Origin of the sequence: Micromonospora sp. ATCC 39149, assembly GCF_000158815.1 — a bacterium.
GTDB lineage: Bacteria > Actinomycetota > Actinomycetes > Mycobacteriales > Micromonosporaceae > Micromonospora.
The window spans coordinates 5,751,547-5,764,593 of sequence record NZ_GG657738.1 but is presented as its reverse complement, the minus strand read 5'-3'; the positions used below and the strand labels follow the sequence as shown (position 1 = coordinate 5,764,593).

The window sequence follows — 13,047 nt, the reverse complement described above, 5'->3', positions numbered from 1 at the left end:
GCTGACGCTGGTGTGCTCGGCGATGACGGTCAGCACCACCGCGCCGAGCGCCCCGGCCGGCTGGGCCATCATCGAGTTGAGCGAGAGCACGCTGGTGCGGTACGGGCCGTCGACCTGGCGGTGCAGCAGGCCCAGGTGCAGCGGGTTCGACGCGCCGTGCACGGTGTAGCAGGCCAGGTACGCCACGAGCACCCCGACCGGGCCGGCGAACAGCCCCATTCCGACCACGGTCACGCCCTGCAGGACGCGCAGCAGCGCGGCGCCGGGCGCGGCGCCGGGCCAGCGCAGCAGCAGCGGGGTGAGGGCGGCCCCGGCGGCCGAGGCGAGCCACGCGGCGGAGCTGGCGGGGCCGAGCAGCGCGGCGGCCCGCTCGGGGTCGCCGACGACCTCGGCGAGCCGGACCGGCAGCAGCGACTCGAAGGTGATCATGCCGAAGCCCCAGAACAGCTCGACCGCCACGAGGGCGAGCAGCACGCGGGAGCGGCGCAGCAGGCCGAACGCCTGCCCGACCATCCGGGGCGCCTGCGCGACCGACGCGCGCAGCGCGCCGGCTCCCCGTCCCGGCCGGACCTCGACCAGCAACGTCACCAGGGCGGCCAGCGCCACCGCCTGCGCCACGACGGCGGCCAGCACCGGCACGGCCAGCGCGCTCACCGGGCCGAGCGGGCCGAGCGTGATCAGGCCGCCGCACAGCAGCGCGCCGCCGGCGATGGCGACGCCGGCGACGGTGCCGCCGAGGCCGAGGCCGCGCTCGTACCCGGCTTCGGGATCGGCGGCGAGGGTGGCGTCGACGTACCAGGAATCCAGGGGGCCGCTGTCCAGCGCCCGGTGGATCCCCTGCACCGCGAAGACCAGAACGAACAGGGCGAGGGAGTCGGCCACCGCGAACAGCGCCAGGGACACCAGGTTCAGCGCCGCGGCGGTGACCAGCACCGGCTTGCGACCCAACGCGTCGGCCAAGCCACCGGTCGGCAGCTCCAGCGCCAGCACCACGAGACCCTGGGCGGTGAAAGCCACGCCGATCTGGGACAGCGACAGGCCGCGCTCCTGCATCAGCAGGATCATGACCGGGATCAGCAGGCCGGTGGGCAGCCAGCGCAGGCCGTGCAGGACCAGGTAGCGCGACTGCACCTGGCGTACGGACAGCGCGCTCACCGGGTCGGCTCGATCATCGGGTACGCGGCCAGGAAGACCTGCACCGGCCGGGCGTCCGCCTCGTCGGGGGTCGACTCCGCGCGGTAGCGCATGAGGACCTCCCACACCTCCGCCTCCATCGCCTGGAGCCGCTCGGGCCCGAGGTGCAGCAGGGCGTCGCTCATGCCGGCGGCGTTCCGCCAGGCGGCTGGGAAGTCCTGCTGGGCGGCGAACCACCGGTCGGAGTGCTCGACGACCAGTCGCACCTGTTCGGCCTGGATCCACTCGGCGGCGGCCCGGGCGTCCGGGTCGTCGTCGAAGTCGGACGGCTCCCAGCTACTGATGTCGTGCGCCGCCCGCCACCAGCGCTGTCGCCCGACGGCGAGGTCGTGGGCCTCGACAACGAGCCCGACCTCGGCGAGTTGGCGCAGGTGGTAGCTGGTGGCGCCGGTGTTGGTGTCGAGCCGCTCGGCGAGCCCGGTGGCGGTGGCGGGCCCGTCGGCCCGCAGCGCGCCGAGCAGCCGCAGCCGCAGCGGGTGCGCCAGCACCCGCAGTTGTCGCTGGTCCAGCCGGACCTGGCGGGGCGCAGGCAGCCCCACTCCCTCATCGTTCTCCATGAACGCACAATAGTTGTGCACATCTCCTGTGCACAATAGTTGTGCGTAAAAACCGTGCGAGACCCGACAGCTGCGGGAACGGGACGTCAGGGGGCGAGGAGTTCGCTGACCCCGCGCAGGCGGGTACGCAGCAGGCCGGCGGCGCGGGAGCTGTCGAGGCGTACCTCGACGGGGCGGGCCAGGCCCGACGCAGGCGCTCGTGGCGGTCCGCAGGCCGGCCGAGTCGAGCCCGAACCGCCGGACCACCAGCAGCCCCAGTCGGCACGGCTGACCGCCTCCGGGCCGGCCACGTTGAGCAGCCCGGCGTGGTCCCCCTGGGCCAACTCCAGAACGGCAAGCGGCCAGGTCGCCACGTCGACCGGGCAGCGGACCTCGTCGGTGAACAGGGCCACGCCGCCGGCGAGGGCCTCCAGGCAGAGCCGGATCTGCCTGCTCCGCTCGTCGCCCACGATCAACGAGGTACGCACCAGCGCGGCCCCCGGGTCGATCGCCCGCACGGCGGTCTCCGCCGCCGCCTTCGCCGCCCCGTACGGGAAGACCGGGGTCGGGGCGTCGTCGTCGGCGTACGGCTGCGGTCGGCCGGCGTGCAGCGCGTCGCTGGACAGGTGCACGAGCCGCGCCCCCGCCTCGACGGCGGCGCATGCGACGCGGGCCGCGCCGTCGGCGGTGACCGCCCAGTCGTCGTACCGGTAGGGGGTGCTCACCACGGCGGCCGGCCGCACGGCCGCGACCAGCGCGCGCACGGCGGCCCGGTCGGTCACGTCGAGCCGGCGCACCTCGACCCCGGCCAGCTCGACGGGGTTGGCGTGGTACGTGCCGACCACCCGCTCCCCCGCCGCGACGGCCTGCCGGCACACCTCACCGCCGAGGTACCCGCTGGCGCCCACCACGAGCAGCGTCACGTCGCCCCCGTTCCCTCCCGTCGCCCGCGCTTTCTCCCGTCGCCCGGCGGGCGGCCACCGTCGGGCCGCCCGCCGGGGCCGGTGGTCGCCTCAGACCGGGTCGGCCACCGGGGCGGCCGGGCCGGCGGTGCCGGAGTGCGCGGCTGCGGCCGGCTTCGGCTTGGCGTCGATGCCCGCCTCGGCGCGCTGCTGGGCGGTGATCGGCGTCGGCGCGCCCGTCAGCGGGTCGAAGCCGCCCCGGGTCTTCGGGAACGCGATCACCTCCCGGATCGAGTCCGCGCCGGCGAGCAGCATGCAGACCCGGTCCCAGCCGAACGCGATGCCGCCGTGCGGCGGGGCGCCGTACTTGAACGCCTCCAGCAGGAAGCCGAACTTGTCCTGCGCCTCTTCGGGGGTGATACCGAGCAGGTCGAAGACCCGCTGCTGCACGTCGCCCCGGTGGATACGGATCGAGCCGCCGCCGATCTCGTTGCCGTTGCAGACGATGTCGTACGCGTACGCCAGCGCCCGGTCCGGCGCTTCCTCGAACCGGTCCACCCACTCGGCGTTCGGGGAGGTGAACGGGTGGTGCACGGCCGTCCAGCCGCCCGCCCCGCCACTGTCGTCCGAGGTCCGTTCGAACATCGGGGCGTCGACCACCCAGCAGAACGTCCACGCGGACTCGTCGATCAGCTTCGCCCGCTTGGCGATCTCGATCCGGGCCGCGCCGAGCAGCTCCTGCGCCTCCCGGGTCTCGGTGCTCGCGGCGAAGAACACCGCGTCGCCCGGCTTCGCGCCGACCGCGTCGGCCAGCCCCGCCAGGTGCTCCTCGGAGAGGTTCTTCGCCACCGGGCCGCGCGGCGCGCCGGTCTCGGCGTCGAGCACCACGTACGCCAGGCCCTTCGCCCCGCGCGCCTTCGCCCAGTCCTGCCAGCCGTCCAGCTCCTTGCGGGTCTGGCCCGCGCCGCCCGGCATGACGACCGCGCCCACGTACCCGCCCGCGTCGATCGCGCCGGCGAACACCCGGAACGCGGTGCCGCGCAGGTAGTCCGTCAGCTCGGTCAGCTCGACGCCGTAGCGCAGGTCCGGCTTGTCGGAGCCGTACCGAGCCATCGCATCGTGCCAGGTGATGCGCGGGATGGGCCGGGGGATCTCGTACCCGGCCAGGTCGGACCAGAGCGCCGACACGATCGCCTCGCCGAGGTCGATCACGTCGTCCTCGGTGACGAAGGACATCTCGATGTCGAGCTGGGTGAACTCCGGCTGCCGGTCGGCGCGGAAGTCCTCGTCGCGGTAGCAGCGGGCGATCTGGTAGTACCGCTCCATGCCGCCGACCATCAGCAGCTGCTTGAACAGCTGCGGGGACTGCGGCAGCGCGTACCAGCTGCCCGGCTGGAGGCGGACCGGGACCAGGAAGTCGCGCGCGCCCTCCGGGGTGGACCGGGTCAGCGTCGGCGTCTCGATCTCCAGGAAGTCCCGGTCGTGCAGCACGCCCCGGGCGAGCTGGTTGGCCCGGGAACGCAGCCGCATCGCCCGCGCCGGGCCGCCCCGACGCAGGTCCAGGTAGCGGTACTTGAGCCGGATGTCGTCGCCGGCCTCGACCTGGTCGTCGACGGGCAGCGGCAGCGGCGCGGCCTCCGAGAGCACCTCCAGTGCGCTGGCGGTCACCTCGATCTCGCCGGTGGGCAGCTCCGGGTTCTCGTTGCCCTCGGGACGGCGGGTCACCTCGCCGGTCACCTTGACGCAGAACTCGTTGCGCAACGCGTGGGCGTCCTCCTCACGGAAGACCACCTGGACGATGCCGGAACCGTCGCGCAGGTCGACGAAGATGACACCGCCGTGGTCGCGCCGGCGGGCGACCCACCCGGCGAGCGTCACCGTGGTGCCGGCGTCCGTCGCGCGCAGGCTGCCGGCGTCATGGGTACGGATCACGGCTTGCGTCTCCCTCATCGTCTGCGATCGGTCTGCCCTCGCATTCTGTCAGGGCACCCCGGCCCCCGCCGCCACCGGGCGCGGTTGGGGGGTAAGGAAGGGCCCCCTGTTAACGCATCCTGTTGTAGAGGGGCCCCCTGCTAACACGTCCCGCTTCACACGTCCCGCGCCGCCGACAGGCCGACCGGGCGTGCCGCGTACGGTGTGCCGGATGCGTGTCGCACCCCCTTGGGTCCTGCTCTCCGCCGGCGCGGCGCCGGTGTTCCTGGTCGGCGGCTGGCTGCTCGGCGCTGCCCGGCAGCCCGGCGGGTTCGACCAGGTCTCCGGGACGATCAGCGCGCTCGCGGCCGTCGGCGCGGCCGACCGGTGGATCATGACGCTCGGCCTCGTCGGTCTCGGCCTGTGCCACTGCGTGACTGCCGCCGGGCTGCGCCCGCTGGCAGCTGGCGGACGGGCGCTGCTCGCGGTGGGCGGGCTCGCCACGCTCGCCGTGGCGGCGTTTCCGCTGCCGCCCGATGGCGGCTCGGTGCCGCACACGCTCGCCGCCGCCATAGCGTTCGGTGCGCTGGCGCTCTGGCCGAGCCTCGCCCTGGCCGGCGGCGGACCGGGGCGAGGCAACCCGCGACCGGCCGGCGACGAACCGTGGCCGGCCAGCGCCGGACCACGACCGGCCAGCGCCGAACCACGACCTGGCGGCTCGCGACCGGCCGAACCGCGCCGCCGCGACGCGCCCCGGCCGGCGGGCGGCGACGCGGGGTCCGGATCCGACGGGTACGCCGGCGCGCGGGCCGCCTGGACCGCACTGACGGTGGGGCTGCTCGTGCCGGTGGCCTGGTTCACAGTCGAGCTGGCCACCGGCGGCGACCGGATCGGCCTGGCCGAGCGGGTGGCCGCCGGCGCGGAGGCGCTCTGCCCGTTGCTGGTCGCCGGATGGCTGGGCCGGCGCGGTTGACCCACAGGGCCGGCGAACCACGCCAGGCTCACGGTCGCCGCCCGCCGGCACGACCCCCGCCGGTCGCCGTCCTAGCGGCTACGCCGGTTTCCCGGGGTACGCCTGAAGCGGGCCGCCGGAGGCCGGCGACCCGCTTCGCGGCAGGTGCGGTGGATCAGATGATGCTGACGCCGTAGACGCTCAGCGGCTCGGTGACCGGCTGGAAGTAGGTGGTGCCGCCGCGGGTGCAGTTGCCGTTGCCGCCGGAGGTGAGGCCGAGGGCGCTACTGCCGCTGAACAGGGAGCCGCCGCTGTCGCCCGGCTCGGCGCAGACGTTGGTGCGGATCAGGCCGGAGACCGAGCCCTCGGCGTAGTTCACGGTGGCGTTGAGCGCCTGGACCGAGCCGCTGCGCAGGCCGGTGGTGCTGCCGGAGCGCTGCACGCTCTGGCCGACGTACGCGTTGGACGCGCCGGTGACGTCCCGGTAGCTGCCGTTGTAGAGGGAGACGTTGCCCGTCGCGTTGGCGGAGTTGCTGTGCCGGACGATGCCGTAGTCGTTGCCCGGGAAGCTGGTGCCGGCGCGGGTGCCGAGGGTGTTCGTCTGGGCCGAGTTCGAGTACCAGGTCGAGGCGATGTTGGTGCAGTGCCCGGCGGTCAGGAAGTAGGTCACCCCGGAGCTGCTGCGGACGTTGAAGCCAAGCGAGCAGCGACCGCCGCCGGCGGCGTAGATCGCCTGGCCGCCGGAGATGCGGGTGCTCAGCACGCCGGCCTCGGCCTCGATGCGGACGGCGCCGCCGGTCCGGGCCACGGCGGCCTTCACGCGCTCCAGCTTGGTGCCGGTGACGGTGCTGTCGACGGAGACGACGACCTGGTTGGTGGTCGGGTCGGTCCACCACGCGGTGCCGGGGATCTTCGCGGAACGCTCCAGCTCGGCGGTGGCCCGGTTGAGCTCGGCCGCACCCCGCTTGACGAGTTTCGGGGTCGCGCCGGAGGCGCGGACCTGGCGGGCGGCGGCGGCGTCGGTCACGGTGACGACCATCTTGCCGCTGGCGTCGGCGTAGGTGCCGGCGGAGCGGTCGCCGAGCCGCTCGGCCAGGCTGGCCGCGGCGTCGGGCGAGGCGGCGGGAGCGGCCTGGACGGGGGCGCTGATCAGCGCGGTGGCGACCAGGGTGCCGGCCGCGGCGACGGACACGGCGCGGAGAAGCGATGACCTCGTGGGTCGCATGTAACAGCCTCCCGGAAGGGGGTGACGGGTCGCGCCGGGGTGACGGACCCGAGGGCGACCCGGCCGGAACTGGGGTGAACCGGCCGAGTGATCTGAAGTATTCACATACTTAAGATCACTAACAAGACCCCGACTTCGGCCTGTTTCGCCCAAGCTACGCCCGACGCGGGTTCGCAACGTTGTGGCCGCCGATGTCGATCAATATGATCGATGCATCTCGATTTCCTTCATCGGCACCCGTGATCCGGAGGCCACCATGACCCCCATCCGACGCGCCCTGGCCGCCCTCGCCGCCACCACCGCCCTCGTCCCCCTCGGTGCCACCGCCGCCCACGCCGACGCCGGCCCGCCGCCTAACTCCATGGCCAGCCTCGGCGACTCGATCACTCGCGGCTTCAACGCCTGCGGCTTTTACGTCGACTGCACCTCCCGATCGTTCAGCACCGGCGACAACTCCTCGGTGAACAGCCACTACCTGCGCGTACGCGCGGTCAACCCGGCCATCGGCGGCAACAACCACAACGACGCGAAGACCGGCGCGAAGTCCGCCGACATGTACGGCCAGGCCGGGACCGCGGTCAGCCAGGGCGTCGGGTACGTGACGATGCTGATCGGCGCCAACGACGCCTGCACCGGCTCGGAGTCGAGCATGACGCCGGTGAGCACCTACCGGGCCAACATCGACTCCGCGCTCGGCCGCATCAGGTCGGGCCTGCCGAACGCCCGGGTGTCGGTCGTCAGCGTCCCGGACATCCACCGGCTCTGGTCCGTCGGCAAGGGCAGCGTCAGCGCCCGTACGGCGTGGTCGCTGTTCGGCATCTGCCAGTCCATGCTGGCCAACCCGACCTCCACCGCCCAGGCCGACGTCGACCGCCGGGCACGGGTCCGCCAGCGGGTGATCGACTACAACACCCAACTCGCCCAGGCGTGCGCCGCGTACGGCCCGAACTGCGACTTCGACGACAACGCCGTGTTCGGTTACCCGTTCACCCTGAGCCAGCTCTCCACCTGGGACTACTTCCACCCGAATGCCACCGGGCAGCAGGCCCTCGCCAGCGTGTCGTACGCCGCCGGCTTCCGCTGGTGACCCGTCCGCGCCCCGGCGTCCTCAACCCACGCGGCGGCGGGCGCCGGGGCCCGGCCGCGGCACCACGTCGCGCGGGGCGGTCACCTCGTGCCCGGCGGCGCAGCGCAGTTCCACCCGCACCTCGGCACCGCAGTCGCGGTGCCCGACCGACAGCGGCGAGCCGCCCGGGTCGGCGAGGTGGCGGTCCCCCCAACCGAGCACGGCGACCAACACCGGCCACAGGTCGAGACCCTTGTCGGTGAGCCGGTACTCGTGACGCATCCGGCTGCCCGGCTCCCGGTACGGCTCGCGGCGCAGCACGCCCTGCTCCACCAGGGCGGCGAGGCGATTCGTCAGCACCTGCCGGGGAATGCCGGTGCGCACCCGCATGTCGTCGAAGCGGCGAACGCCGTTGAACACCTCGCGGAGCACGACCAGGGTCCACCGCTCGCCGAGGATGGCCATCGCGCGGGCGATGGTGCAGTTCTCGACCGACCAGTCCAGTGCCGCGGGTCTCATGCCGACCAGGCTAAGTCCGATTGACAGACTCAGCAACGCGCTGCCAGGCTGCATCCATGGCACAGACGCAGCAGCCGGCGCGCAGCCGTACCTTCTCCTGGTCCGACCCTGTGGCGGGCGCGGCCCACGTGGGTCGGCGCAGCGGTCTGGAACTGCTCCGGGCGATGATCGCCGGCGAGTTGGCCGCGCCGCCGGTGATGCACCTGATCGACATGGGCCGGATGGAGGCCGACGAGGGCCGGGTGGTCGTCGAACTGGTGCCGCAGGAGTTCCACTACAACCCGCTCGGCACCGTGCACGGCGGGGTCATCTCCACCCTGCTGGACACCGCCGCCGCCTGCGCCGTGCACACCACCCTGCCGGCCGGCGTGGGCTACACCTCGCTGGACCTGAACGTGAAGTTCCTCCGCCCGGTGACGGTCGACAGCGGCACCCTGCGCTGCGAGGGCACCGTCCTCCAGGCCGGCCGCCGCACCGCCCTCGCGGAGGCGAGACTCACGGACGAGGCGGCCCGCCTGATCGCCCACGCCACCTCCACCTGCCTCCTCTTCCCCCTGGCCCCCACCCCCTGACCCCGCCCCCCACTCTCCCGCGATCTTGCACTTTCGGCCCCGATGGCGGGCGGTGTGCCCCTTTCGCCCGGGCCCCAACTGCAAGATCGCGGAAGAGGGGGCGGGGTGGTCAGGGGGTGGGGGCCAGGGTGGCGCGGCGGGCGGCGCGGGCGTCGCGCTTCTCCTCGAAGCGGGACGCGTGGGTCTGCAGGGTGTCCAGGTGGGCGGCGATCTGGTCGCGGGCGGCCTCGCCGTCGGCGTCCAGGCCCGTGACGTTGAAGACGTCCCACTGGCGCAGCACCGGGATGACCACCTCGTCGCGGTGCTGGCGCAGGTCGTAGATGCCGGCCAGGGCGATCGCCACCGACTTGCGGGCGAAGCCCTCGATGCCCACGCCGGGCATCTGGAAGTCCTCCAGGACGTCGGCGATGGCCCGCATCGCCTGGCTCGGGGCCAGTTCGAGGGCGGCGGCGAGCAGGTTGCGGTAGAAGACCATGTGCAGGTTCTCGTCGGCGGCTACGCGGGCCAGCAGCGCCTCGCAGGCCGGGTCGCCGGTCACCCGGCCCGTGTTGCGGTGCGAGATCCGGGTGGCCAGTTCCTGGAACGACACGTACGCCAGCGAGCGCAGCATCGAGTCGTCGTGGGAGTTGGTGTAGCCGGCGGTCATGTGCACCATCCGGGCCCGCTCCAGGGCCACCGGGTCGACTGCCCGGGTCACGGTCAGGTAGTCGCGGATGGCGGTGCCGTGCCGGCCCTCCTCGGCGGTCCACCGGCCCACCCACGTGCCCCACGCCCCGTCCGGGCCGAAGAGGGTGGCGATCTGGTGGTGGTACGAGGGGAGGTTGTCCTCGGTCAGCAGGTTCACGATCAGCGCGGTGCGCGCGATCTCGGGGATCGTCGAGTCCGACGGCGACCACGCCTGCCCGCCGAGCGGTCCGTCGAAGGTGCGCCCCTCGCTCCACGGCACGTACTCGTGCGGGAACCATTCCTTGGCCATCGAGAGGTGTCGGTCGAGGTTCTTCGCCACGACGGGTTCGAGCTCGACGAGCAGGGCGGTCTGGCTGAGTGCGGTCACGAAGTTCTCCCTACGGTGGCGTAACTTACGCCACCGTAGGTCGTCCGCGCCGTACGCGCCAGTAACGCCCCGCCCGCGCGTCCCGCCTCAGCCGACCAGGGGTTTCAGGTCCGCCCGGGGCGGGGTCCACTCTCCGGCCGCCGCCACCACCTGCTCGCCGGAGCGGATGTCCTTCACCTCGTCGGGCGCCCCGTCGACGCCGGGGAACCAGACGTACGGAATGCCCCGCCGCTCGGCGTGCCGGATCTGCTTGCCGAACTTCGCCGCGCTCGGCGCCACCTCCGTGGGCACCCCCCGGCGGCGCAGCGCGTCGGCGACCGCGTTGCTCGCCGACCGCAGCTCCTCGCTGGTCACCGCTACCAGCACGCACGTCGGTACGCTGCGGGACACGGTGAGTGCGCCCGCGCCGAAAAGCAGCCCGAGCAGCCGGCTCACCCCGATCGAGATGCCCACTCCGGGGAAGGACACGCCACCGGCGCTGACCAGGTTGTCGTACCGGCCGCCGGAGCAGACCGAGCCGAACCGCTCGTGCCCGGCGAGGGACGTCTCGTAGACGGTGCCGGTGTAGTAGTCCAGCCCGCGCGCGATCCGCAGGTCCGCCACGCACAGCCCCGGGGAGTGCGCGGCGGCGGTCTCCACCACCGCGGCCAGCTCGGCGATGCCCTCGTCGAGCAGCGGGTGGCTCACCCCGAGGCCGCGCACGGCGTCGGCGAACGAGCCGTCCGGTGCCGAGATCTCAGCGAGGGCCAGGCACGCCTTGGCCTGTGCCTCGCTCGCCCCGGCCGTCTCGGCGAGCAGCTCGGCGACCTTGACCGGGCCGATCTTGTCGAGCTTGTCGACCGCGCGCAGGGCGGCCTCCGGGTCGGTCAGCCCGATGCCCCGGTAGAACCCCTCGCAGATCTTGCGGTTGTTCACCTGGATGGTCACCGGCGGGATCGGCAGCGAGCGCAGCGCGTCGCCGATCACCAGCGGCATTTCGGCCTCGTAGTGGGCGGGCAGGGTGTCCCGGTCGACGATGTCGATGTCGGCCTGGAGGAACTCCCGGTAGCGCCCCTCCTGCGGGCGCTCGCCCCGCCACACCTTCTGGATCTGGTATCGGCGGAACGGGAACTGGAGCCGGCCGGCGTTCTCCAGCACGTAGCGGGCGAACGGCACGGTCAGGTCGAAGTGCAGGCCGAGGGAGTCGTCACCGGCCGGCCCGTCGGCGTCGGCCTGGAGGCGGCGCAGCACGTAGACCTCCTTGGAGGTCTCCCCCTTGCGCAGGAGCTGATCGAGGGGCTCGACCGAGCGGGTTTCCAGCGGCGCGAAGCCGTACAGCTCGAAGGTGGCGCGGATCCGGTCGAGCACGAACTGCTCGATCATCCGCTGCGCCGGCGTCCACTCGGGGAAGCCGGAGATGGGCGTGGGCTTGCTCATGACGCTCCTTCACAGACCCGCGCCGCCGGCGCGGGAAAGACCGAGGCGCGGCCTAGAGACCGCGGGTGGGTGCGGCCGGGCGTGCGCCGCCCGAGGCCGCCACCTCGATGAGGTACGGGTTGCTCGCGCGCTCGCGGCCGATGGTGGTCGCGGGGCCGTGGCCGGGCAGCACCACCGTGTCGTCGGCCAGCGGGAGGATCTTGTCCCGCAGGCTGGTGAGCATCCGGGGCATGCTGCCGCCCCACAGGTCGGTGCGGCCGATCGAGCCGGCGAAGAGCACGTCGCCGGAGAGGCAGACCTGCTCGGCCTCCCAGCGGGAGCCGGCGCCGGGCAGCCGGAACAGCACCGACCCGCCGGTATGGCCCGGAGCGTGGTCGACGGTGATCTCCAACCCGGCCAGCGACAGGGTCGCGCCGTCGGTCAGCTCGGCGACGTCGTCGGGCTCGGAGTAGGGCAGCCGGCCGCCGAAGAGCGCGGTGAGGTCCATGGACAGCGCCTTGCCCGGGTCGGCCAGCAACTCGCGGTCCTCCGGGTGGACGTACGCGGTGAGGCCCCGGGCGCCGCAGACCGGCGCGACGGAGAACGTGTGGTCGAGGTGGCCGTGGGTGAGCAGCACGGCGGCGGGGTGCAGGCGATGCTCGGCGAGGACGGCGTCGAGTCGGTCGACCACCCCGATGCCCGGGTCGACCACCACGCACTGCTCCCCCGGCCCGGTCGCCACCACGTAGCAGTTGGTGCCGAAGGCGTCCGCGGGAAAGCTCGCCACGAGCACGCCGCTCCCCTTCCGTCTAGCTGTCTCACCCTGCACCGGCAGCCTAGTCGCAACGGCGAGCCGGTTCCGCCGGCCCACCCGCCCCGGTGGCCCCAGCGGCCCAGTGAGCAACTCCGATAAACCCAGCCCGGACCTCGTACACCACTTTCCCAGTCGCTACCCGTACACTCTGGCGGGCGTGTGGCGTGGCGCACGTGGCACCCGACGGGGCGCGACACCGACCGCCGGTGACCATCAGGGTAGAGGAAGGGGAGCACGGGTGGCTTCCAGCAGGGACCGGCAGCGCAAACTGGCGCGGGCCAAGCTCGACCGGCAGCTGGCGCGACGGGCCGCCCGGAGCAGACGTCGGCGGCAGATCCAGGCCGGAGTCGGCGCCGCCGTGGTGCTCGCCCTGATCGTGGTCGGTTCGGCCTGGGCGCTGGGCGCCTTCGACGACGACCCGAAGCAGAACACGGCCGCCGAGGACGTCTGCCTCTGGACGCCGCAGGACGCCACCGCGAACACCAACCTCAAGGACGTGGGCACCCCGGCCACCAAGGGCCTGCCGACCTCCGGCACCCGGGCGCTGACCGTCACCACCAACCAGGGCGCCCCGATCACCGCGGAGCTCGACCTCGCGTCGGCCCCCTGCGCCGGGGCGAGCATCGCCCACCTGGCCAGCCGGGGCTTCTACGACAACACGAAGTGCCACGAGATCACCTCCGAGGGCGCGCTGCGCTGCGGCGACCCGAGCGGCACCGGCCTGGGCGGCCCGACGTACTCGTTCTACGACGAGAACGTCCCGGTGCTGCCCGAGGCCAGCCCGTCGGCCAGCCCCGCGCCCGACCAGCCCCCGGCGTACCCGAAGGGCACGGTGGCGATGATCGCCCACCCGCCGGGCGCCAACGGCAGCCAGTTCCTGATCTTATTCAAGGACTTCAACCCGGCC

13 protein-coding genes are annotated in these 13,047 nt (G+C 73.3%); 4 read left to right on the top strand and 9 right to left on the bottom strand.

Going from position 1 to position 13,047, the window contains the following annotated elements; translation table 11 throughout:
- The 4 genes from MCAG_RS25290 to aspS form a co-directional block, all read right to left on the bottom strand.
- A partial coding sequence (locus MCAG_RS25290; protein ID WP_036375195.1) for an MFS transporter occupies nucleotides 1–1,155 on the bottom strand: 1,155 nt, incomplete at its 3' end.
- The gene (locus MCAG_RS25285; protein ID WP_007075794.1) at nucleotides 1,152–1,751 is read right to left on the bottom strand and encodes a winged helix-turn-helix domain-containing protein; all 600 of its coding nucleotides are present in this window, start codon (nucleotides 1,749–1,751) and stop codon (nucleotides 1,152–1,154) included. The genes MCAG_RS25290 and MCAG_RS25285, both read right to left, overlap by 4 nt.
- A gap of 86 nt (nucleotides 1,752–1,837) precedes the next feature.
- A complete protein-coding gene (locus MCAG_RS25280; protein WP_007075793.1) occupies nucleotides 1,838–2,653 on the bottom strand; it encodes a sugar nucleotide-binding protein in 816 nt (271 codons plus the stop codon).
- 90 nt (nucleotides 2,654–2,743) lie between these two features.
- Entirely contained in the window at nucleotides 2,744–4,564 is a 1,821-nt protein-coding gene (gene aspS / locus MCAG_RS25275) for an aspartate--tRNA ligase (protein WP_007075791.1), read from the bottom strand.
- Between the two features lie 211 nt (nucleotides 4,565–4,775).
- Between aspS and MCAG_RS29865 the strand changes: the two genes are divergently transcribed.
- A complete protein-coding gene (locus MCAG_RS29865) occupies nucleotides 4,776–5,516 on the top strand; it encodes a DUF998 domain-containing protein (protein WP_050778056.1) in 741 nt (246 codons plus the stop codon).
- Between the two features lie 154 nt (nucleotides 5,517–5,670).
- Here the strand turns inward: MCAG_RS29865 and MCAG_RS25265 are convergent, their stop codons facing one another.
- Entirely contained in the window at nucleotides 5,671–6,720 is a 1,050-nt protein-coding gene (locus tag MCAG_RS25265; RefSeq protein WP_036375190.1) for a S1 family peptidase, read from the bottom strand.
- Between the two features lie 256 nt (nucleotides 6,721–6,976).
- Here MCAG_RS25265 and MCAG_RS25260 point away from each other — a divergent pair, with 256 nt between their 5' ends.
- Nucleotides 6,977–7,807, top strand: a complete 831-nt coding sequence (locus MCAG_RS25260; protein ID WP_036377978.1) for a GDSL-type esterase/lipase family protein — start codon at nucleotides 6,977–6,979, stop codon at nucleotides 7,805–7,807.
- 21 nt (nucleotides 7,808–7,828) lie between these two features.
- Here MCAG_RS25260 and MCAG_RS25255 read toward each other — a convergent pair whose 3' ends face one another.
- Complete coding sequence (locus MCAG_RS25255; protein WP_036375187.1) at nucleotides 7,829–8,305, bottom strand: helix-turn-helix domain-containing protein; 477 nt, start codon at nucleotides 8,303–8,305, stop codon at nucleotides 7,829–7,831.
- Between the two features lie 56 nt (nucleotides 8,306–8,361).
- Between MCAG_RS25255 and MCAG_RS25250 the strand changes: the two genes are divergently transcribed.
- On the top strand, nucleotides 8,362–8,877 hold the full coding sequence (locus MCAG_RS25250) for a PaaI family thioesterase (RefSeq protein ID WP_007075787.1): 516 nt from the start codon (nucleotides 8,362–8,364) through the stop codon (nucleotides 8,875–8,877).
- Nucleotides 8,878–8,986: 109 nt separating this feature from the next.
- Here the strand turns inward: MCAG_RS25250 and MCAG_RS25245 are convergent, their stop codons facing one another.
- The 3 genes from MCAG_RS25245 to MCAG_RS25235 form a co-directional block, all read right to left on the bottom strand.
- Entirely contained in the window at nucleotides 8,987–9,931 is a 945-nt protein-coding gene (locus MCAG_RS25245; RefSeq protein WP_007075786.1) for an acyl-ACP desaturase, read from the bottom strand.
- A gap of 87 nt (nucleotides 9,932–10,018) precedes the next feature.
- Nucleotides 10,019–11,347 (bottom strand): histidine--tRNA ligase, encoded by a 1,329-nt coding sequence (gene hisS / locus MCAG_RS25240; protein ID WP_007075785.1) that lies wholly within the window; start codon nucleotides 11,345–11,347, stop codon nucleotides 10,019–10,021.
- A gap of 52 nt (nucleotides 11,348–11,399) precedes the next feature.
- Nucleotides 11,400–12,119 (bottom strand): MBL fold metallo-hydrolase, encoded by a 720-nt coding sequence (locus MCAG_RS25235; RefSeq protein WP_007075784.1) that lies wholly within the window; start codon nucleotides 12,117–12,119, stop codon nucleotides 11,400–11,402.
- A 259-nt stretch (nucleotides 12,120–12,378) separates the two neighbouring features.
- Here MCAG_RS25235 and MCAG_RS25230 point away from each other — a divergent pair.
- The coding region (locus tag MCAG_RS25230) for a peptidylprolyl isomerase (protein WP_036375185.1) at nucleotides 12,379–13,047 on the top strand (669 nt) is incomplete at its 3' end.